This is a genomic window from Ruegeria sp. BI11 (assembly GCF_056538005.1).
In genome coordinates this window covers 458,494-479,702 of the sequence record NZ_JBQFSM010000002.1, presented here as the reverse complement: position 1 = coordinate 479,702, position 21,209 = coordinate 458,494, and the positions used below count along the sequence as shown (strand labels likewise).

Genomic DNA, 21,209 nt, shown 5'->3' with positions numbered 1-21,209 from the left:
CTTGCGCTGTGGCGCAGGGCGTGTTCTGTTGCACGTTCATTCTGCTGCGGATAGCTTTCTTGTGAGTTAAGGAAACTGCAAGGAAAGCGGAATGTCTCGACCTGTCGTCGGTATCATCGGCAACTCTTACCTTATGAACGATGAATACCCTACCCACGCGGGTGGGACGATGAACTCTGAGGCCGTGGCCAATGTTTCGCATTGCTTGCCGCTGCTGATCCCTTCTGATCCGCGGTTCGTCACGGTCGAGGAGTTGCTCGAAGTGTGCGACGGATTTCTGCTGACCGGTGGGCGTCCGAACGTGCACCCCGAAGAATATGGTGAAGACGCCACTGACGCTCATGGAGAATTCGACCGGGCGCGGGATGCGATTACTTTGCCTTTGGTCAGGGCCTGTGTCGAACGTGGCCAGCCCTTCATGGGCATCTGCCGGGGGTTTCAAGAGGTCAACGTGGCCATGGGCGGCACGCTTTATCCTGAAATCCGCGATTTGCCGGGCAGGATGAACCACCGCATGCCCCCGGACGGTACGCTGGAAGAGAAATTCGCCCTGCGCCATGTGGTAACCCTGAACGAAGGTGGCGTATTCCACCAACTGTTCGGCGCGCCCGAGGTGATGACGAACACACTGCACGGGCAGGGGATCAAGACGGTCGGCGAGCGCGTGATCATCGACGGCCACGCACCGGATGGCACGCCGGAGGCGATCTATATCAAGGATGCTCCGGGCTTCACCCTGTCGGTGCAATGGCACCCAGAATGGGATGCGATCAACGATCCTGTTTCCCGGCCTTTGTTCGAAGCGTTTGGTGCTGCCGTGCGTGCTTGGGCGACCGGTTCGGACGCCAGTCTGATCCAGCAAACGGCGTGAATTTCGCACCGACCCGCAAGAGGGGAGGCGGATCGGCGCATCGTGTTTAAATCAGCAGATCAAACTGCTGATTCAGCGGCAGTTTCCGGGCGCGCTCTCCGGTCAGGTCGAACAGCGCATTGCCAAGCGCCGGCATCGACGGGGGGGTTCCGGGTTCGCCCGCGCCGCCCATGTGGCGGTTTGTTTCCAGCACACGCACCTCGACCTGCGGGGCGGTGTGCATTCGGATCGCGTCATAGTCGGGGAAATTGTATTGCTCGACCTCGCCGTCGGCAAAGGTGATCTCACCATAGCAAGCCGCCGACAGGCCATATATCATGCCGCCGAACATCTGCGCCTTGACGTTCTCCGGGTCCAGAGCCAGCCCCATATCGCAGGCGATCCATGCTTTGTTGATGCGGATGGTGCCGTCTTCGTCAACCACCTCGATCACTTGTGCGACCGGGGTGCCGAAGCTGTAGGTAAAGGCCACGCCGCGCCCTACGCCGTCCGGTGTCTGCCCAGTCCAGCCAGACATTTCGCGCACGGCTTCAAGACACCCGGCCGAGGGGGCATGTTCGCTTTTCATCAGCTCCAGCCGGAATTCCAGCGGGTCACGACCTGCGGCATAGGCCATCTCATCCATGAAGGTTTCATGGAAAAAGCCGTTATGGCTGTTGCCGACTGAGCGCCAGAATCCCACGGGGACGTCTAGCTTGGCGATATGGCCACTCATGCGGTAATTCGGCACCGCGTAGGGCTGGTTGAAAAAACCTTCAACCAGCACCTTATCCGGTCCTGCGCCGGGCATACCAGTATAGCGCGTCACCGCTTGCTGAGTGCAGGACTGAGCTGCAACTTTGCCTTCAATCAGAACCGCCTTGCCGTCCTGCACCGCGCCGCGCATACGGGCGATCGCACCGGGTCGGAAATAGTCGTGGCGCATGTCTTCTTCGCGGCTCCAGGTCGTCTGAACCGGGGTGCCGGGCATGGCCATGGCAACTTTGGTCGCAATCTCGCCGAAATCCAGCTCACCCCTGCGACCAAACCCGCCGCCCAGATAGGTGGTGTGGATCTGCACGGCTTCGGTGTTCAGATTGGCCGTGTTGGCAGCACGGAACCGGATCAGGGTCGGGGCTTGATTGCCGCACCACAGTTCCAGCGCATCGCCGGTATACAACGCGGTGGCGTTCATCGGCTCCATAGTGGCGTGGGCCAGATATGGCACCTGGTACTCAGCGGTGATTTCGGTTGCGCCGTCGGGCGTGACACTAACATCGCCATCGTCGCGCATGGTCGAATTCGCCGAGTCATCAAACGCCTCGGCGATCTTGGTGAAAATACCATCTGTCTCGGGCGGGTAGGGGGCGTCGCTCCAATCCACGTCGATGGCCTCGACAGCCTGATTGGCGAGCCACGTATTGTTGGCGATCACGGCGACGCCCGTCCCTAAATCGACAATTTTCTCGACCCCCGGCATGGTTTTCGCGGTGCTGTCGTCATAACCGTTCATCGCGCCGCCCAGCTTTGGGTTCATGCGTACGGCGGCGAATTTCATGCCGGGCAGTCGAACATCGACGCCGAATTCTGCGGTACCTGTTGCCTTTTCGACCATATCCAAACGCGGCTGGGTCTGGCCCAGATAACGCCATTCGGACGGGTCGCGCAGAGGAGCTACGACCGGTTCAAGCCCAGCTGCATCCACGGCCAAATCCGTATAGGCGATCTTGTCGCCATTTGGCGCAATGACATGCCCCGAGGCAGTTCCAAGTTCCGACGGATCAACACCCAGACGATTGGCAGCAGCGCGTTTCAGTGTTTCGCGCGCCGAAGCGCCGGCCTGACGCATCCGCTCGAACCCGTCTTTCATCGAGGTCGAGCCACCTGTGACCTGTAGGTGCAGGGCTTTGCCAAGCACACCCAGCGCTTCGCCCAGATTGTGTTGGAAATCGGAGATATCATAACCCTTGTTGGGCAAGCTTTCTCCCATGAGGGCCGAGTTATAGTAGGCCGCTGCCGCAGGGCCGTGTAAAACAGTGATCTGGTCCAGATCCACATCCAGCTCCTCGGCGATCAGAGCGGCCCAAGTTGTCTTGACGCCCTGTCCCATCTCGGCACGGGGCGCAAAGAGGGTAATGCCGTTCTGGTCAATTAGGACAAACGGGTTCAGCGCCGCCTGGCCCTCGCTGGGTTTCAGCGGGTTTGCGGCCGGGCGGCTTACATAATAGGCACCGAACGCCACGCCACCGACAATCGCAGCCGAGCCGATCAGGAAAGTGCGGCGAAGGATTTTACCAACAGATGCCATCGGTTACGCCTCCTTCAACTTGCCAGCTGCGTCATGGATCGCAGCGCGGATACGTGGATAGGTGCCACAGCGGCACAGGTTACCCTGCATCGCGTCATCAATATCGGCATCCGACGGCGCTGGATTTTCGGCCAGCAATGCAGCGGCCTGCATGATCTGGCCCGACTGGCAATAGCCGCATTGGGCCACCTGATGATCGACCCAGGCTTGCTGGATCGCGGCCATCGCGTCTGGTGTCCCGATACCTTCAATCGTAGTCACATCGCCCCAGACATCTGACAGGGCCACCTGGCACGAGCGAACGGCTTCGCCATCAATATGCACGGTGCACGCCCCACAGGCAGCCACGCCGCAGCCGAATTTGGTTCCGGTCAGGCCGACCTCATCCCGCAATACCCAAAGCAAGGGGACGTCGTCGGGCAGATCGACTTGGTGTTGCTTGCCGTTGATCTTTAGGGCGGTCGCCATGGCGCACCTCATCTAGCTGTGGCTGGTTTCTGACATATTTAGCGTAAAGTGTCAGTATGTCAATTGACAAAATAAACAAAAAGTGTCAGAGGTTCGGATATGACCGAAGCAGTTGACGATTCACGGCAAAAGACCATCCTGAACTCAGCTTTTCAGGCTTTTGCCGCCTATGGGTACCGAAAAACCTCGATGGACGACATTGCGCAGGGGGCGGGAATGTCCCGGCCAGCGCTGTATCTGCATTTTAAGAACAAAGAGGCGATCGTCAGCAAACTGACCGAGGTTTACTATGTCGAAAAAAGCGCGGCTGTTGCCGCGGCGCTGGCAACGTCTGGAACGGTGCCCGAGGTGCTGACCCGCGCGATACAGGCGCAGACGGCAGGGATGGCGGCGATACTGGCCTCGCCTCATGGACTTGAGATGCTGGATAACACCAAGTCCTTGTCCGCTGAGATTATCGCGGCAGGAGAAGCCAAATTGGCCGGTCACTACGCTGATTGGCTCTCACAGCAAGCACAAGCGGGACGGGTGCGTCTGCTGGCTGACGCGGCCGAGACCGGTCGGACAATTACGGCCTCTATCAAGGGACTCAAACTGATCGGAGCGGGTGCTGAGGTCTATGAACAGCAGGTTGCGCAGGTTGCGGCCTTGATCGGCGCGGGGCTTGAGGTCAGGTAACCCGCTGCCGCACTTTGTATTCGGGTGCTTCCCACAAACGGTTCTGCATGATGTCAGCTAGTATTTCGACTGCGTGTTCAACGTCCTGATCGTCGATATACAAAGGTGTGAACCCAAAACGCATGATATCCGGCGCACGGAAATCTCCGATCACGCCGTGTGCGATCAGGGCCTGCATGGCGGCGTAACCATCGGCAAAGCGGAACGAGACCTGACTGCCGCGCTGGTTTGGGTCACGCGGACTGGCCAGTTCCAACTCGGGGCAGGTGGCTTCGACGCGGGTGATGAACAACTCGGTCAACTCGATGGACTTGGCGCGCACATCGGTCATGTCGGCCATGTCCCAGATATCCATCGCAGCAGACAAGGCGGTCATCTGAAGGATTGGAGGAGTACCGACCCGCATCCTTTCGATCCCGCTGCCGGGTCGATAGTCTAGATCGAATGCGAAGGGGGCCTCGTGCCCCAGCCAACCTGACAAGGCCGGACGGGCGCGATCTGCCAGATGGGGTGCGACATAGATAAAGGCAGGCGCACCGGGGCCACCGTTGAGGTATTTATATGTGCAGCCCACCGCGAAATCGGCGTTGCAGCCGGACAGCTCCACCGGAATTGCTCCGGCAGAATGGGCCAGATCCCAAACAGTGATGGTTCCATTGGCATGCGCGAGTTCGTTCAATGCCTTCATGTCGTGTATACGGCCGCTGCGATAGTCGACCTCGGTCAGCATCAACACGGCAACGTCTTCGGTGATGTTTGCGGCCACGTCCTCGGGTGCGACAACGCGCAGTTCGTAGTCGGGACCCAGCGAGCGCAGAAGCCCGTCCACCATATACAAATCAGATGGGAAGTTGCCGTTATCCGACAGAACCACCTTGCGATCAGGGCACAGTTCCAACGCCGAGGCCACGGCCTGATACACTTTGATCGACAGGGTGTCGCCGGTCACAACCGTTCCAGGCTCAGCACCGATCAGGCCGCCGATGCGATCGCCCAAACCAGTCGGCAAGGCCATCCATCCGGCCTTGTTCCAGCCCGTGATCAGCATCTGCCCCCATTCGTTGACCATCATCTCGCTGACTCGTTCACTTGCGGCCCGTGGCAGCGGGCCCAGCGAATTGCCGTCCAGATAAATGACGCCTTCGGGCAGATCGAACATGGCTTTGGTCGCGGCAAAGTCAGTCATGGGCGGCTCACTACCTTGTGTTGAGTTGGTTTCCTTTGGCGTAACTGATCCATATCTGCCTGTCCATTGATGCGACAACCTGAGCTTTTGCCAATTCGGTTCGAAAGCGGTAGGACATCGGCCAGAAACGACATGCCTACGCATGTTGTCAGTTGCGGGGATGTACATGCACCGGATTGACATACCACCTGTCTGGCTTGTTGGGTTCGCCTTGCTGGCCTGGCTGCAGGCGCGTCATTTCCCCTTGGGGTTGTCACTGGACAGCGGATTGACGGATTTGCTGAGCGGGCTGCTGATCGGCGGGGGCATCCTGGTCGCCGTATTGGCGATCATGGAATTTCGCCGTCACAAAACAACGGTGATCCCGCATGAAACTCCTTCGGCGCTGGTTCAGTCAGGCATATATAAGCGCAGCCGCAACCCGATCTATGTCGGTGATGTTCTGATTCTGGCCGGCCTGGTTTTGCGGTTCGATGCGGTGTTGTCTTTGATCCTGGTCCCTATCTTCGTCTGGGTGCTCGAGCGCCGATTCATCCTGCCCGAAGAAGACCGCTTGCGCCGCACCTTCCGCGCCGATTTTGCCCGTTACGAACGTAAAACCCGCAGATGGGTTTGATATGGACTGATTAATAGCATCATATCGTGAATGCTGCGCTTGCGAAATAATGTTGCGCGAGATACATGTTTGCTTAACGAAGAATACCGACCACCCGCTCGGCTTGAGTGAAAACTAGGGGGACTGCCAGTGAAGATAGGCACACCAAAGGAAATATATGACGGCGAGAACCGCGTCGCGATGACGCCGGACTCAGCCGTGCAGTTGCAGAAACTGGGCTATGAATGCCTTATCGAAAAAGGTGCGGGTGCAGCCGCTGGGTTTTCGGACGCGGCGTATGAGGCTGCGGGCGTTGAGGTGGTTAAGACTGCGGCGGCGCTGTGGAAGGCGGCCGATATCGTTGCCAAGGTGCGCCAACCCGATGCGACCGAACTAAAGCGTCTGACCAAGGGCAAGACGCTGATTTCTTTCTTCAACCCGGCAGGGAATGAAGAAGGGATGGAAGCGGCCAAATCCAAAGGCGCCAACGTCATCGCCATGGAGATGGTGCCGCGGATTTCGCGCGCTCAGAAAATGGACGCGCTGTCGTCGATGGCAAATATCGCCGGTTATCGTGCGGTGATCGAAGCGGGTAACAACTTTGGCCGGTTCTTCACTGGTCAGGTGACGGCGGCGGGCAAAGTGCCGCCTGCGAAGGTGTTGATCGTGGGGGCCGGTGTGGCCGGTCTGGCGGCAATCGGGACCTCGACCTCTCTGGGTGCGATCACCTATGCATTTGACGTGCGCCCCGAAGTGGCTGAACAGGTCGAATCCATGGGGGCCGAGTTCGTCTATCTGGACTTCGAAGAAGACCAGCAGGATGGTGCGGCCACTGGCGGCTATGCCTCTGTTCAGTCTGATGAATTCCGCGAGGCGCAGCTGGCCAAGTTCCGTGAGTTGGCTCCGGAAATGGACATCGTCATCACGACGGCGCTAATCCCGAACCGCGAAGCGCCCGAGCTTTGGACCAAGGACATGGTCGAAGCGATGAAGCCGGGCTCGGTCATTGTTGACCTGGCGGCGGAAAAGGGCGGCAACTGTAAGCTGACTGTCGCTGATGAGAAGATCGTGACCGACAATGGCGTGACCATCATCGGCTATACCGACTTCCCCAGCCGGATGGCGGCGCAATCGTCGTCTCTGTATGCGACCAACATCCGCCACATGATGAGCGACCTGACGCCTGAAAAGGACGGTCAGATCAACCACGACATGGAAGACGACGTGATCCGCGGCGCGACCGTGACCCATGAGGGTGAGATTACCTTCCCGCCACCACCACCCAAGGTGCAGGCGATTGCGGCGCAGAAAAAGCCCGAGGTCAAGGAACTGACTCCGGAAGAGAAAAAGGCGCAAGAGATTGCAGCCTTCAAGGCGCAGACCAAGCAGCAGTTCACCCTGCTGGGTGTCGGCGGTGCGCTGATGCTGCTGGTGGGGCTGGTTGCTCCGGCCAGCTTCATGCAGCACTTCATTGTCTTTGTGCTGGCGATCTTTGTGGGCTTCCAGGTGATCTGGAACGTCTCGCACAGCTTGCACACTCCGTTGATGGCAATCACCAATGCGATCTCATCGATCATTATCGTTGGGGCTTTGATGCAGATCGGATCGGGTTCGTTCCTAGTCATTCTGCTGGCGGCGCTGTCCGTCTTCATGGCCGGGATCAATATCTTCGGCGGCTTCCTCGTAACCCGGCGCATGCTTGCCATGTTCCAGAAATCTTAAGGAGGCCGGGCACATGGAATTTGGCTTCACTACTGCCGCCTATGTCGTTGCGGCTGTTCTGTTCATCCTTTCGCTCGGCGGTCTGTCGAACCAGGAAAGCGCCAAGCGCGCTGTCTGGTACGGCATTGTCGGTATGGCGCTGGCAGTTTTTGCTACGCTGGTTGGCCCTGGTTCGGGTCTGTGGCTGCTGTCGTTGTTGCTGATCGCGGGCGGTGGTCTGATTGGTCAGTACGTGGCGCAGCGCGTGCAAATGACCGAGATGCCTCAGCTGGTTGCCGCGATGCACTCGCTGGTCGGTCTGGCGGCTGTGTTTGTTGGCTACAATGCCCATTTCGAAGTTTTGAACGTCGCCGAAGTGATGGCCGTTGAGGATGCTTCGAAAGAGGTTCTGTACACGGGACTCGGAGGGTTCGCCCAGCTGATCGCCAAGAAGACCCCGGCGGAACTGTCGATCCTGCATGTGGAACTGTTCCTGGGCGTCTTTATCGGTGCGATCACCTTTACCGGTTCGGTCGTGGCCTATGGTAAGCTGGCGGGCAAGGTGACCTCGGCGGCGACCAAACTGCCCGGCGGTCATGCGCTGAATGCTGCTGCCGCAGCTTTGTCGCTGATCTGCCTGATCTGGTACACCGCATCGGGCGGCTTCTTCCCGCTGTTCCTGATGACGCTGGCCGCGCTGTTCATCGGCTATCACCTGATCATGGGCATCGGCGGCGCCGACATGCCGGTGGTTGTGTCGATGCTGAACTCGTATTCGGGCTGGGCGGCCGCGGCGATCGGCTTCTCGCTGGGCAACGACCTGCTGATCGTGGTCGGAGCGCTGGTAGGCTCGTCGGGTGCAATCCTATCCTACATCATGTGTAAGGCGATGAACCGTCACTTTGTCAGTGTGATCCTGGGCGGCTTTGGCGGCACGTCGGGTCCGCAGATGGAAGTGGAGGGCGAGCAGGTGGCGATTGAGGCTGACGGCGTAGCCGCAGCCCTGAACGACGCCGACAGCATTGTCATCATCCCAGGTTATGGCATGGCTGTTGCCCAGGCGCAGCAATCAGTCAGTGAACTGGTTCGCAAGCTGCGCGCCAAAGGCAAGAATGTGCGCTTTGCGATCCACCCCGTTGCCGGACGTCTGCCGGGCCACATGAACGTGCTGCTGGCCGAAGCGAAGGTACCGTATGACATCGTTCTGGAGATGGATGAGATCAACGATGACTTCCCCGAAACGGATGTTGCCATTGTCATCGGCTCGAACGACATCGTGAACCCTGCGGCGCAGGAAGATCCCAACAGCCCCATCGCCGGGATGCCGGTTCTGGAATGCTGGAAGGCCAAGCAGGTGTTCGTGTCCAAGCGTGGTCAGGGCACGGGTTACTCGGGCATCGAAAATCCACTGTTCTTCAAAGAAAACACCCGCATGTTCTATGGCGACGCAAAGCAGTCGCTGGACAAACTGCTGCCTATGATCGACTGATCAAAGGGTGTTATCAAATTGCAAAGGGCGCCTTCGGGCGCCCTTTTCTTGTTTGTTTTGCAGGAGGCTCTGCCTCCTGACCTTAGGGATATTTGTAGCCAGATGAAGCAGGCGGATTGTGATAGGCTGACAGAATGGTCGGCTAAGGAGCAGGCGATGGAGAAAGTGAACGGTATAGGTGGCGTGTTCTTCCGTGCCCGCGATCCAGAGGCGTTGAGTGCTTGGTATGAAAATCATCTTGGGGTCAATCACTACGATCCTGTGCCTTGGAAGCAGCGTGAAGGATTTACGGTCTTTGCCCCTTTTGCTGAAGACACCGAATACTTCGGTCGTGCGGAGCAACAATGGATGATCAATTTCCGCGTTGACGATCTGGCGGCGCTGATTGCCCAGCTTGAGGCCGCCGGAATCTCAGTGGAAACGCGTGCCGAGTGGGACAGTGAGGTGGGAAAGTTTGCCCGCATTCACGATCCCGAGGGTAATCCGATCGAGCTGTGGCAGCCAAATCAATGAGATAGCGGAAATGTATACAGCTGTATCCGATTAAGTATATGAAATAAAAAGAGAATTGATGTATTTCAAAGGTGGCGTATAGTGCCCCGGACAAAACGGAGCCCTACATGACGCCCATTGATGACCACCCGCTGCGTTATTCGCTGGCCAATGAACTGCATGCGCGCCCTTTTCCGGTGGCTGCGACGCCATGCACGGTGGTGTTTCTGGCGATCAAGAAACCAGAGGCTGCCGTGGCGCGGGATCGGGATGAGGATCTGGCCCATCTGATCAATCTGCTGGATCGCCACGGCGCACAGCATCCGCAACCGAATGCCACGCATTACGCCGGTCAAATCGGCCGCCACTGGTTGAAGTGGGAACAGCACACCGAATTCGTCACCTACACTGCGATTACACAAAACGTCAGTGATCGCCCCTTCAACCCGGCCGATTTCGAAGTCTTTCCCCCAGATTGGCTGATGGCCAGCCCGGGGCAAAGGGTGACCTCGGCCATGCTCCGTGTAGTGGAACGCCAGGACGATGATGCGGTCCGGTCCGCTTTGGCCAACTGGTTCGAGCCTGAAAGCCTGGCTGTGGCGCGGGTGCTGGACGATGCTGCCATTTGTGCCAGCGATTTCCGTATCGACCCGGCAGGACATATGCGTTTTGCGCTGTTTGTCACCAAGGGCACGGGGCGGCGCAGGACGGGGCGGATTATTCAGCGCCTGTGTGAAATTGAAACCTATAAGGCGATGTCGATGCTGGGTTTTGCCCGCGTCAAACAGCTGACCCCGCGTATCGGAGAGTTGGATGGCAGACTGACCGAGTTGATGGGGCAAATGACGGACAACGCGGCCCACCCTGACGAATTGCTACCCGATCTGTTGTCCACCTCGACCGAGTTGGAAACCCTGTCAGCCCGGTGCTCTTTTCGGTTTGGGGCTACGGGAGCCTATGAGGCTATCGTGAATCAACGGATCGAAGTCCTAAGGGAAGAGCGATTTGAAAGCCGTCAGAGTTTCGCCGATTTCATGATGCGCCGTTATGATCCGGCTATTCGAACCGTCAAATCAACAGAACGCCGTTTGCGGGCCTTGTCCGACCGGGCGATCCGAGCCGGGGAATTGCTGCGTACACGGGTTGATGTGGAGCGCAGTGCACAGAACCAGGCGCTGCTGGAAAGCATGGATCAGCGGGCTCAGATTGCGCTGCGGCTCCAGCACACGGTCGAGGGGCTGTCAGTGGTGGCTATCAGTTTCTATGCAGTGACGCTGGTTAGTGACTTTCTGTACCCGCTGACCGAGGACGGGATCAGTCAGGGGCGGCTGACATCGGTTGTGACGATCCCTGTTATTATTTGCGTCTGGGTCGCTATCCGTCAGATCCGAAAGCGTTTGCAATAACCCGCAATTGCGACTTACCTAGGGCGCTGTAGAACGAGCAGACTGCGCGCGGGGGATTTTCTGTGATCGGAATTGTGTCTGCATGGCGGGCAGTGGCGGCAATGTTCATCCTGAACGGTGCGCTGTTCGGTATCTGGGCGTCCCGTATTCCAGCAGTGCGCGATCATCTGAACCTCAGTCATGAGGCGCTTGGTTATGGGTTGCTGTTCATGGCTGCGGGTGCTGTATGCTCCTTTCCTGTGACAGGGCGGTTAACTGACAAGTTCGGTGCTGTTGCGATCACACGGGTCATTGCGGTGCTCTACACATTGTCTCTGATCCTGCTGGCGGTGGCCGATGGGTTCTGGGCGCTAGCGGCTTTTTTGTTTGTTTTTGGCGCCTTTCACGGTTCGATGGATGTGGCCATGAACGCCTGGGCCGCCGAGGTAGAGCAAGCCTATGACAAACCCGTCATGTCCTCGTTCCACGCGATGTGGAGCCTTGGGGCCGGGTTAGGGGCACTCAGCGGGTACGGAGCGGTGCAGATGGGGCTGACGGTGATGCAGCACTTTCTGCTGGCCGGTGGGGTTGTTGTGGTGCTGTCGTTAACTTTGTCTTGGGTAAAGTGGACGTCGCGCAAGGCGGCTTCACACAGCGGTGGCGTCTTCGCCCTGCCGTCGGGTGCGTTGATCTTAGTCGGGTTCACAGCGCTGTGCGGCGCTTTGGGTGAAGGTGCCGTGGCGGATTGGAGCGCGATATTTCTGCGCGATGTGACCGGTGCTGCCGAAAGCGTCGCTGCACTGGGATACGCTGTGTTTTCGGTAACAATGGTGGCGTTCAGGCTTGCTGGCGGTTTTGCCATCGCGCGATTTGGCCCTGTTGCAATGGCCCGTTTCGGAGGCATTTGCGCGGCACTTGGCGTGTTCGGCGTAGTCTCGGCATCAGAGGCGGGGGTGGCCTTGGCGGGGTTCGCTCTGATGGGGATAGGCTATGCGGTAATTATGCCGCTGGCCTTTAGTCGGGCGGCCAATGATCCACATGTGCCACCGGGGCAGGCTATCGCCAGTGTGGCCACTCTGGGCTATGGAGGGTTGCTGATCGGTCCGCCGCTTATTGGGATTCTGGCCGAGATGCTTACATTACGACTGGCGTTCATGGTTTTGCTGCCTTTGGCCGTCCTGATCGTCCTGCTGTCCGGCGCGCTGCGGCCTGCCTCTTTGGACTGATTTAAAATGCCGTGCCGGGATAGAGCTGCGGTAAAGAGAAAAAGATGGGAGAAGACTATGCCGATCAAAAACCGTTTTGCTGAACTGCAGGGAGAAATCACTGAATGGCGGCGCGACATTCATGAAAACCCCGAGATTCTGTTTGATACGCATCGCACCAGCGCACTGGTGGCCGAGAAGCTGAAGGAATTCGGCTGTGATGAGGTTGTCACCGGAATTGGCCGCACTGGGGTTGTCGGGGTTATCAAGGGCAAAGTCGACACGGGCGGCAAGGTGATCGGCCTGCGTGCCGATATGGACGCGCTGCCGATACATGAGGCGACGGGGCTGGATTACGCCTCAAAGACCGATGGCGCGATGCACGCCTGTGGCCATGACGGGCATACGGCGATGTTGCTGGGCGCGGCCAAGTACCTCTCGGAAACACGGAATTTCGACGGCACGGTTGTGGTGATCTTTCAGCCTGCCGAAGAAGGCGGCGGTGGTGGTCGCGAGATGTGTGAAGACGGCATGATGGACCGCTGGGGTATTCAAGAGGTCTATGGCATGCACAATTGGCCCGGTCGTCCTGTCGGCAGTTTTGCCATTCGTCCGGGCGCGTTCTTTGCGGCAACCGATCAATTCGACATCACCTTTGAGGGCAAGGGCGGTCACGCGGCGAAACCGCATGAAACTGTCGACACGACCGTGATGGCGGCACAGGCGGTGCTTGCGCTGCAGACAGTCGCGGCGCGTAACGCTGATCCGGTAGATCAGGTCGTGGTTTCAGTTACTTCGTTTGAAACCTCGTCGACAGCCTTTAACGTGATCCCGCAGACGGTACAGATCAAAGGAACCGTCCGCACGATGAGTACGCAGATGCGGGAAATGGCAGAAAAGCGCATCAAAGAGATTTGTAACGGTATCGCGGCGACGTTTGGTGGAACGGCTGATGTAACCTACTACCTGGGCTATCCGGTGATGGTGAACAGCGATGAGCAGACCAACTTTGCAGCGGATGTCGCACGTTCGGTGGCGGGTAATTGCGACGAGGCGCCGTTGATCATGGGCGGCGAGGATTTCGCCTTTATGCTCGAAGAACGACCGGGCGCGTATATTCTGGTTGGCAATGGGGATACGGCGGCGGTGCATCACCCGGAGTATAATTTTAATGACGAGGCCATCCCGGCAGGGTGCAGCTGGTGGGCCGAGATTGTCGAACAGCGGATGCCGGCGGCTTGATCTTGCGGTAGGGCGGCGAGGGGTCAGCCCCTCGCGCAAGCTTGGACATAATTAGTCAGATGAAGTTGGACCCGACCCAGTTAAGTTGAGTTCGGTGCAAAGGGTCTCGACGATTGCATCCAGTGCCGATTGTTGGGTGTTTACGCAGGATTTCGCGGCAGTACGAGCTGTGTCCAATGCGGCTTGGTCTGAGAGCCAGGCTGCCACGGCCTCAGTCATTTCGGCGGCGGAATGAACTTGCAGTGCCCCACCGGCTTCGATCAGCGAGGCGAAGGTTTCCGCAAAGTTAAAATAACCCGGTCCGGTGATCACTGCGGCACCTGCCTGCGCCGGTTCGAACGGGTTGTGGCCTCCGATCTCTTTCAGTGATCCTCCAAGGAATACGATGGGGCAAATCGCATACCATGTGCCGGTTTCACCCAGCGTATCTGCCATGTAGACTTGCGTTTTGTCGGTGATCTTGTCGTCATTCGATCGAATGGCCACGGTTTGCTCGGCTTGGGCCACCTGCGTCGCCACCTCGGCACGGCGTTCGGGGTGGCGCGGGATCAGCAGTAGTAGCAGGTCGGGCCAGCGTTTGAGCAGCTCTGTGTGGGCGGCGAGAACGGTTTCCTCTTCGCCCGCGTGGGTTGAACTGGCGATCCAGATGGGGCGATTGCCGATCTGCGCGCGCATGTCGGACAACGTGGCCTGATCCACGGGCAGGGGATCAGACATGGCTTTCAGGTTCGTGCCCGGTTGTACACGATCAGCGGGTGCGCCCATGTCGATCAGGTTTTGGGCGGTCTTGTCGTTCTGGGTCAGGAACAGGCGAAAATGATCCAGAATGAATCGCGCCGTGTCCGGGCGTTTCTTCCAGCCGTCGACGGATTTATCCGACAGGCGGGCATTGAGCAGCGCCAAGGGAATGCCACGGCTAGCGCCCTCGACAATCAGCCGCGGCCAGATTTCGCTTTCAACGAAGATACCGGCATCCGGGCGCCAGTGGTCCAGAAAGCGCCGCACGGGGCCAGCAGTATCCAGAGGCGGGTATTGATGGCGGGTGCGCGGCGGCATGCGTTTTTCGATCAGCGCGGCAGAGGTGGGCGTGCCCGAGGTGATCAGAAACTCGGCATCCGGCAGACGCTCACCCAACCGTTTAATAAGGCTGATGACAGAAAGGGTTTCGCCAACGCTGGCGGCGTGGAACCAGATCAACTGGCCGTCGGGGCGGGGCAGACTGGCATGGCCTTGGCGTTCCTTTTGGCGGACCTCGGGAACATCCGCAGCCTGCAGCTTGTTCCGAACGGTGCGCCAGACGAATGGCCCCGCAACAGAGGTCAAGCCGCAATACAGATGATACAGCAGCGTCGGCCGGCCAATCTGATCCGGCACGTCAGCCGCCTGTGTGGCTCATGTGACGGCTCATCTTGCCGTCGACAGCTTGGCGGGAATAATCGAAATCATGCCCTTTGGGCTTGAGGTTGATCGCCATGCGGATCGCGTCTTCGAGCGGTTGCTCGGTGTCCGGGTGATCGCGCAGGGGGCCTCGCAGGTCAGCCATGTCCTCTTGCCCCAGGCACATATATAGCTCACCAGTGCAAGTCAGGCGAACGCGGTTACAGCTTTCGCAGAAGTTATGCGACAGTGGTGTGATGAAGCCGATTTTTTGCCCGGTTTCTTCAAGGCGAACATAACGCGCTGGCCCGCCAGAGCGCTCAGCCAGATCGGTTACGGAATAGTGTTTTTCATATTCTTTACGGACGTCCTTGAGCGACCAGTATTGATCTAGACGATCCTCATTGCCGATATCACCCATGGGCATGACCTCGATCCAAGTCAGATCCATGTCGCGTTCCGCACACCATTTCGTGATCGTTGGCAACTCTTCTTCGTTAAACCCCTTCAGGGCAACTGCGTTGATCTTGATCCGCAGCCCGGCCTTCTGTGCCGCATCGATCCCGTTCAGCACTTGTTTCAGGCGACCCCAGCGTGTGATCGCAGCGAATTTATCTTCGTCCAGCGTATCCAGCGAGATATTTACCCGGCGCACACCAGCAGCATATAGATCATCGGCAAAACGATGCAGCTGCGAGCCATTGGTGGTCAGCGTAAGCTCTTTCAGCGCGCCGCTGTCCAGATGACGGGTCATGCTGTTGAAAAACGTCATGATATTTCGGCGTACAAGCGGCTCACCGCCAGTAATACGCAGCTTTTCAACCCCCAGCTTTACGAAGGTCGAGCACATGCGGTCCAGCTCTTCCAGCGTCAGCAGGTCTTTCTTCGGCAGGAACTTCATGTCCTCGGACATGCAGTAGACACAGCGGAAATCGCAGCGGTCCGTGACGGAGACGCGGAGATAAGTGATCGCACGTGCGAATGGGTCGATAAGCGGAGCAGTCATGCGACATAGGTAAAGCCGCGACCAGCCTGCGACAAGGGCGAACTTTCCTTTGCGCTGGAACAGATGCGCACAGGGCGATAGGTTGATCGCATGAGATATGTGCTTTTCGCTTTGTGTATTCTGGTGGTCGGGTGCGACACTGTGCGGTCGACAACGGATCGGGTGTTTGGGGGCGACAGACCTCCCGCTGAAGCAGAAGAAGCTGTGGTTGAGGAAGCGGTTGGAGAGGAAACGGTTGAACTGGAACCTGTTGCGGCCACTGCTGTAGGCTGGGTGGGGGCAAAAACGACTATTGCTGGATTGGGTGACCCGACTACACCCGGCCGCTGGCTGGAAACGCCGTTGGTCGATGTTGAAGTCACCGGTCGCGTGGTCGTTCCCAGAACCGGATCACAGGCCTATATCACTTTGGTTCCGGCACCAGGGCCGGAAAGTGGCGGCAGCCGATTGTCCTTGGACGCGATGCGGGCCTTGTTGTTGCCGTTCGACGAGTTGGTCGAACTTGAGGTCTATTCCAACTGATCTTTCAGGTACTTTCCGGCTTCGCGGCGGGCAAAAGGTTTCATGCAGTCGCCGTGCGCGGACAAAAAGGCGATGACGCGTTCAGGGTCGTGTTTGGACAGGTCACGCAGCCACCAGGCGATGGCTTTTTGGATGAACCAATTCCGATCCGGTACGTAGCTTGCTGCCCATCCAAGTATACGATCGCGCCGTGCCATATCATCTGGTTTGGGATGGTTCTGCTTGGTCCAGGGCAGGGTGGACACAAGCGCCGCGCGCCGCGTCCACATATGTTCTGAGGTTGTCCAGGACTCCACCTGATCCAAACGAGTTGGATCGGCTGACAAACGCTTTTGCATTGCCATGCTGGCGTGATCGGCCATGGCCCAGGCGTCGAAATCAGGCAACCAACTTTGCAGAAGGTCCCAGACCGCCTCATCGGGCCGAATGCGCGCTTGGGTCAGTAATTTGGCGGCCGCCAGACGGCCTTCATGTATATTGGTCTGCCACAAGGCATCTGCCAGTTCCACGCGCTCAGGTATGTCCAAATCCTGGCGCCAAGATTTTGTCAAATCGTTAAGCGCGGGGTTCGAAACGCCCAGATAGGGGCGGTCGACCTTGTGATAGGCCGCCATCTGGCTTGCACGCTCAGGGTCGGCAAAAGCTTTGATTTGGTCCAGATGAGTTTTCAGCATGTGACGCTCGGATGAGTGATGCGGGCCGGCCCACGGCCCGATCAAGGCTTACTCGACAGTGACAGACTTAGCCAGATTGCGCGGTTGGTCCACATCCGTGCCCTTGGCAACGGCCGTGTGATAGGCCAGCAGTTGCGCTGGAACGGAATACAGGATCGGGGCAAGGCTAGGGTGGATATGGGGCATTCGAATAGTGCTCCAGACGCCGTCCTCGGCCTCGGCAACGCCGTCATCGTCCGAAACTAGGATGACCTTGCCTTTGCGTGCCATGACCTCTTGCATGTTCGAAACGGTCTTGTCGAACACTGCATCGCGTGGGGCCATGACCACAACCGGCATGTGTTTGTCGATCAAGGCGATGGGGCCGTGCTTCAGTTCACCCGACGCATAACCTTCGGCGTGGATATAGCTGATTTCCTTAAGTTTCAGCGCTCCTTCCATCGCCAGCGGATACATCAGGCCGCGCCCCAGGAACAGCACGTCACGCGCTTCGGACAGGCGCTGGGCCGAGGCTTTTATGGCCTGGTTCTGATCAAGTGCCGCATTCAGGGCCGTCGGCAACCCTCGCAGCGCGGCGGCGTGATCGGCGATTTCCTCCTCGCTCAGGGTGCCCCGGTCGACGGCCGCTTTGAGTGCGAGCATCAACAACACACTTAGCTGGCAGGTGAAGGCCTTGGTCGAGGCCACGCCGATCTCAACCCCGGCATGGATCGGCAAGGCGATGTCGCTTTCACGCGCGATCGAGCTTTCAGGGACATTAATCACGGATACGATCTTGTCGGCCTTGCCCTCGCAATAGCGCAGCGCGGCCAGCGTATCGGCGGTTTCGCCCGACTGGCTGACGAACAGCGCCGCGGTGCGTTCCGGGATCGGAGGTTCGCGATAGCGGAACTCGCTTGCGATATCGACCTCGACGGGCATTCTGGCCAATTGTTCGAACCAATACTTTGCGGTCAAACAGGCATAGAATGCGGTGCCACAGGCGACCATTGTCAGACGGTCCAGCTTGGTGAAATCCAGCTCATAGGGCAGGGTGATCGTATCGCCCCCTGAGGGCAAGTAGGATTGGATCGCTTCGGCCACCACCACGGGTTGCTCGGCGATTTCCTTGGCCATGAAGTGCTTGTGACCGGCCTTGTCGGCCCGTGTCTGATCCAGTTTGATCTGGCGAGTCTCACGGTTGGCCAAATCACCGGCTTCGTTGCGGATTTCAAGCGAGGTGCGGGTTAAAACCGCCCTGTCGCCTTCCTCAAGATAGGTGATGCGGTCGGTCAGCGGCGCCAGCGCAATAGCGTCCGAGCCCACGAACATTTCACCATCCCCGTGCCCGATGGCCAAGGGTGAGCCCTTACGTGCCGCAACGATCAAGTCGTCTTGACCGTCAAATAGGAAGGCCAGTGCAAATGCGCCCTGCAGCCGGTCGATGGTCTTGAACGCTGCATCCACCGGCGAGAGACCATTGTTCAGGTAATACTCAGCCATCAAGGCCACGGTTTCGGTATCAGTCTCGGTCTCGAAATTGATGCCATTTTCTGCCAGTTCGGCCCGCAATTCACGGTAGTTTTCGACGATGCCGTTATGAACTACGGCCACCGGACCTGCCTTGTGCGGGTGAGCGTTGGTGACTGTGGGGGCGCCATGTGTGGCCCAACGGGTGTGCCCAATGCCCGATTTTCCGGGCAGCGGATTGTGCACCAGCAAATCGCTAAGGTTAACCAGCTTGCCCACGGCCCGCCGCCGCCCAAGCGCGCCATCATTGACCGTCGCGATACCCGCGCTGTCATAGCCGCGGTACTCTAGCCGTTTCAGGGCTTCAACCAAAATGGGGGCGGCTTCGTGTTGCCCCAGAACTCCTACGATTCCACACATGGATCAGGCTCCTTTGTCGCGGCGAGCCTTCTTCGCCTTCAACATATCAAACAATTTACGTGCATAACCTGACTTGTTGGCCTGCTTGGCGCGGCCCACGGCCAGCGCATCGGGCTCTACGTCTCGTGTTACCACAGTGCCGGTCGCTGTCATTGCGCCGTCCCCAACCGTCACCGGGGCCACCAGCATAGTGTTCGACCCAACAAAGACATTCTCACCAATCGTGGTGCGATGCTTCATCACACCATCATAGTTGCAGGTGATTGTGCCCGCTCCGATATTCGAGGCTGCACCGACCGAAGCGTCGCCGATATAGCTGAGGTGGTTGACCTTGGCCCCTTCGGCGATTTCGGCGTTCTTGATCTCGACAAAATTGCCGATGCGTGTGTTTTCCGCCAACTCGGCACCGGGGCGCAGGCGGGCATAAGGGCCGACGACGGCACCGCGACTGACATGACAGCCCTCTAGATGCGAAAATGCCCGGATCGTCGCGCCGCTTTCGACCGTGACGCCGGGGCCAAAAACCACGTTGGGTTCAATCACTGTATCGCGGCCGATGATGGTGTCGGCGGCCAGATATACAGTTTCAGGAGCCATCAGGGTGACGCCAAGATCCAACAACTCGGCACGGGCATTGGCCTGAAATACTGCATCTGCTGCCGCGAGATCGGTGCGGGAGTTCACACCCAGCGTCTGAGCTTCGTCACAGGCGACGGCCGTGACTTTCAGGCCGCGATTGCGCGCGATTTCTACGACATCGGTCAGATAGTATTCTTCCGACGCGTTGTCATTTTCCACTGCGCCGATCAGTGAAAACAGCGTTTGCGCATCACATGTCAAAAGTCCGGAATTACAAAAGGTTATAGACCGATCTTCATCTGGCGCATCCTTGAATTCGACGATCCGTTCAAGGCTGTCGCCGTTCATCACCAAACGGCCATAACGGGCAGGGTCAGCAGCTTCGAATCCCAGAATGACCAGATCGTTTTCTGCCCGCGCCGCGATCATGCGTTCCAGCGTATCAGGTTGCAGAAACGGCGTGTCGCCATACAGAACCACGACATCGCCCGAAAACCCGTCCAGCGCCTGCCGGGCCTGTGCAACAGCATGAGCGGTGCCTAATTGCTCTTCCTGGACGGCGATTTGTGCGGCTTCATCCTCGGCCATGGCAACTTTGGCCACGGCCTCTGCCCCGTGCCCGGTGACAATTACTGTACGTTCGGGCGACAATACGCCCCCGGCACGCATGGCGTGGACCAGCATCGGAACTTGCGCGATGGGATGCAGAACTTTGGGGATATCTGAATGCATCCTGGTGCCTTTTCCGGCGGCAAGGATGACAAGAGCAGTACTCATGAAATCGATTTCTCTTTGTGTTTTGTTGCGGTCCGTTTTATCCGCTGAGGGCAAAGGCGCAAGCGGTTCGGGGATCAAACAAGATTGCCGTTTGCAATACGAGACGGCAATAAACCGCCGAGGCAGGAGAAACAATGCGTACGGTAATCTTTGATCTGGACGGAACTTTGGCCGACACGTCGGGCGATCTGCTGGCCGCAGCCAACCACTGTTTTCGCCAGATGGGGCACGGGGACGTTTTGATTCACGATGATGACGCAGCCGTAGCATTGCGGGGTGGACGGATGATGTTGACCCATGGTCTGAAGCGGGTTGGGGCTTATGATGAGGATACAGTTCTTGCCTATTATCCAACGCTGCTTGAGGCCTATGCTCAAGACATCGACACCCATACCCGGTTCTACCCCGGTGCTCTTGAGGCCGTCGAATTGTTGAAGTCTCAAGGCTATGGCGTAGGTATCTGTACCAATAAACCCGAGGCTCTGGCCGATCAATTGCTGACCCAGATGGGTGTGCGGGACCAGTTCGCGTCCTTGGTGGGTGCAGACACGCTGCCAGTGCGGAAGCCAGACCCCGAACCACTGCGCGAGGCCGCGCGCCGGGCGGGGGGGCATCCCGATTTGTGTGTGCTGATCGGCGATTCAGACACTGACCGTAACACGGCACGGGCGGCGGGGGTGCCCTCGGTGCTGGTGACTTTTGGCCCGTCCGGAGACGACATGGCCGCGCTGGAGCCCGAAGCGCTGCTGCATCACTTCGATGACCTGCCCGAACTGGTCACCGGCTTGATTGGCGCCGTGGCATAA

At 58.4% G+C, this 21,209-nt stretch carries 19 protein-coding genes; 11 read left to right on the top strand and 8 right to left on the bottom strand.

From position 1 onward, the window contains the following. Positions 1–91: 91 nt before the first annotated feature. The gene (locus ACR0DT_RS07195) at positions 92–871 is read left to right on the top strand and encodes a gamma-glutamyl-gamma-aminobutyrate hydrolase family protein (RefSeq protein ID WP_480710054.1); all 780 of its coding nucleotides are present in this window, start codon (positions 92–94) and stop codon (positions 869–871) included. 46 nt (positions 872–917) lie between these two features. Here the strand turns inward: ACR0DT_RS07195 and ACR0DT_RS07190 are convergent, their stop codons facing one another. Together ACR0DT_RS07190 and ACR0DT_RS07185 are read right to left on the bottom strand one after the other, a co-directional pair. After that, a complete protein-coding gene (locus tag ACR0DT_RS07190) occupies positions 918–3,158 on the bottom strand; it encodes a xanthine dehydrogenase family protein molybdopterin-binding subunit (protein WP_480710053.1) in 2,241 nt (746 codons plus the stop codon). A gap of 3 nt (positions 3,159–3,161) precedes the next feature. Next, complete coding sequence (locus tag ACR0DT_RS07185) at positions 3,162–3,626, bottom strand: (2Fe-2S)-binding protein (RefSeq protein ID WP_480710052.1); 465 nt, start codon at positions 3,624–3,626, stop codon at positions 3,162–3,164. 99 nt (positions 3,627–3,725) lie between these two features. Here ACR0DT_RS07185 and ACR0DT_RS07180 point away from each other — a divergent pair, with 99 nt between their 5' ends. Beyond that, on the top strand, positions 3,726–4,304 hold the full coding sequence (locus ACR0DT_RS07180; RefSeq protein WP_480710051.1) for a TetR/AcrR family transcriptional regulator: 579 nt from the start codon (positions 3,726–3,728) through the stop codon (positions 4,302–4,304). Here ACR0DT_RS07180 and kynU read toward each other — a convergent pair. Beyond that, on the bottom strand, positions 4,297–5,490 hold the full coding sequence (gene kynU, locus ACR0DT_RS07175) for a kynureninase (RefSeq protein WP_480710050.1): 1,194 nt from the start codon (positions 5,488–5,490) through the stop codon (positions 4,297–4,299). The genes ACR0DT_RS07180 and kynU overlap by 8 nt on opposite strands. A 166-nt stretch (positions 5,491–5,656) precedes the next feature. On the opposite strand from kynU, the gene ACR0DT_RS07170 reads away from it, so the two are divergent. The 7 genes from ACR0DT_RS07170 (at position 5,657) to ACR0DT_RS07140 (ending at position 13,599) form a co-directional block, all read left to right on the top strand. Continuing rightward, positions 5,657–6,106, top strand: coding sequence for a methyltransferase family protein (locus tag ACR0DT_RS07170; protein ID WP_480710049.1), 450 nt, complete (start codon positions 5,657–5,659; stop codon positions 6,104–6,106). Between the two features lie 129 nt (positions 6,107–6,235). Next, positions 6,236–7,807 (top strand): Re/Si-specific NAD(P)(+) transhydrogenase subunit alpha, encoded by a 1,572-nt coding sequence (locus ACR0DT_RS07165; RefSeq protein ID WP_480710048.1) that lies wholly within the window; start codon positions 6,236–6,238, stop codon positions 7,805–7,807. Between the two features lie 13 nt (positions 7,808–7,820). After that, on the top strand, positions 7,821–9,275 hold the full coding sequence (locus tag ACR0DT_RS07160) for an NAD(P)(+) transhydrogenase (Re/Si-specific) subunit beta (protein WP_480710047.1): 1,455 nt from the start codon (positions 7,821–7,823) through the stop codon (positions 9,273–9,275). Between the two features lie 156 nt (positions 9,276–9,431). After that, the gene (locus ACR0DT_RS07155; protein ID WP_480710046.1) at positions 9,432–9,788 is read left to right on the top strand and encodes a VOC family protein; all 357 of its coding nucleotides are present in this window, start codon (positions 9,432–9,434) and stop codon (positions 9,786–9,788) included. A 107-nt stretch (positions 9,789–9,895) separates the two neighbouring features. Further along, the gene (locus ACR0DT_RS07150; RefSeq protein ID WP_480710045.1) at positions 9,896–11,173 is read left to right on the top strand and encodes a DUF3422 family protein; all 1,278 of its coding nucleotides are present in this window, start codon (positions 9,896–9,898) and stop codon (positions 11,171–11,173) included. A gap of 62 nt (positions 11,174–11,235) precedes the next feature. Beyond that, positions 11,236–12,378, top strand: a complete 1,143-nt coding sequence (locus ACR0DT_RS07145; RefSeq protein ID WP_480710044.1) for an MFS transporter — start codon at positions 11,236–11,238, stop codon at positions 12,376–12,378. 57 nt (positions 12,379–12,435) lie between these two features. Beyond that, positions 12,436–13,599, top strand: a complete 1,164-nt coding sequence (locus ACR0DT_RS07140) for a M20 aminoacylase family protein (protein ID WP_480710043.1) — start codon at positions 12,436–12,438, stop codon at positions 13,597–13,599. Between the two features lie 51 nt (positions 13,600–13,650). Here ACR0DT_RS07140 and ACR0DT_RS07135 read toward each other — a convergent pair whose 3' ends face one another. Both ACR0DT_RS07135 and moaA read right to left on the bottom strand, forming a co-directional pair. Beyond that, entirely contained in the window at positions 13,651–14,973 is a 1,323-nt protein-coding gene (locus tag ACR0DT_RS07135) for a 3-deoxy-D-manno-octulosonic acid transferase (RefSeq protein ID WP_480710042.1), read from the bottom strand. A 1-nt stretch (position 14,974) separates the two neighbouring features. Further along, positions 14,975–15,982 carry a GTP 3',8-cyclase MoaA gene (moaA, locus tag ACR0DT_RS07130; protein ID WP_480710041.1) on the bottom strand — a complete coding sequence of 336 codons (1,008 nt, stop codon included), beginning with the start codon at positions 15,980–15,982 and terminating at the stop codon, positions 14,975–14,977. Between the two features lie 90 nt (positions 15,983–16,072). Here moaA and ACR0DT_RS07125 point away from each other — a divergent pair, with 90 nt between their 5' ends. Continuing rightward, positions 16,073–16,504, top strand: coding sequence for a hypothetical protein (locus ACR0DT_RS07125; RefSeq protein ID WP_480710040.1), 432 nt, complete (start codon positions 16,073–16,075; stop codon positions 16,502–16,504). Here ACR0DT_RS07125 and ACR0DT_RS07120 read toward each other — a convergent pair. The 3 genes from ACR0DT_RS07120 to glmU are packed head-to-tail and all read right to left on the bottom strand — an operon-like array spanning position 16,492 to position 20,403. Continuing rightward, positions 16,492–17,178, bottom strand: coding sequence for a DNA alkylation repair protein (locus ACR0DT_RS07120; protein ID WP_480710039.1), 687 nt, complete (start codon positions 17,176–17,178; stop codon positions 16,492–16,494). The genes ACR0DT_RS07125 and ACR0DT_RS07120 overlap by 13 nt on opposite strands. 48 nt (positions 17,179–17,226) lie before the next feature. Then, positions 17,227–19,047: a glutamine--fructose-6-phosphate transaminase (isomerizing) gene (glmS, locus tag ACR0DT_RS07115; RefSeq protein WP_480710038.1), complete on the bottom strand. Its 1,821-nt coding sequence runs from the start codon at positions 19,045–19,047 to the stop codon at positions 17,227–17,229. A 3-nt stretch (positions 19,048–19,050) separates the two neighbouring features. After that, positions 19,051–20,403 carry a bifunctional UDP-N-acetylglucosamine diphosphorylase/glucosamine-1-phosphate N-acetyltransferase GlmU gene (gene glmU / locus ACR0DT_RS07110; protein ID WP_480710037.1) on the bottom strand — a complete coding sequence of 451 codons (1,353 nt, stop codon included), beginning with the start codon at positions 20,401–20,403 and terminating at the stop codon, positions 19,051–19,053. 134 nt (positions 20,404–20,537) lie between these two features. Here glmU and ACR0DT_RS07105 point away from each other — a divergent pair, with 134 nt between their 5' ends. Further along, complete coding sequence (locus ACR0DT_RS07105) at positions 20,538–21,209, top strand: HAD-IA family hydrolase (RefSeq protein WP_480710036.1); 672 nt, start codon at positions 20,538–20,540, stop codon at positions 21,207–21,209.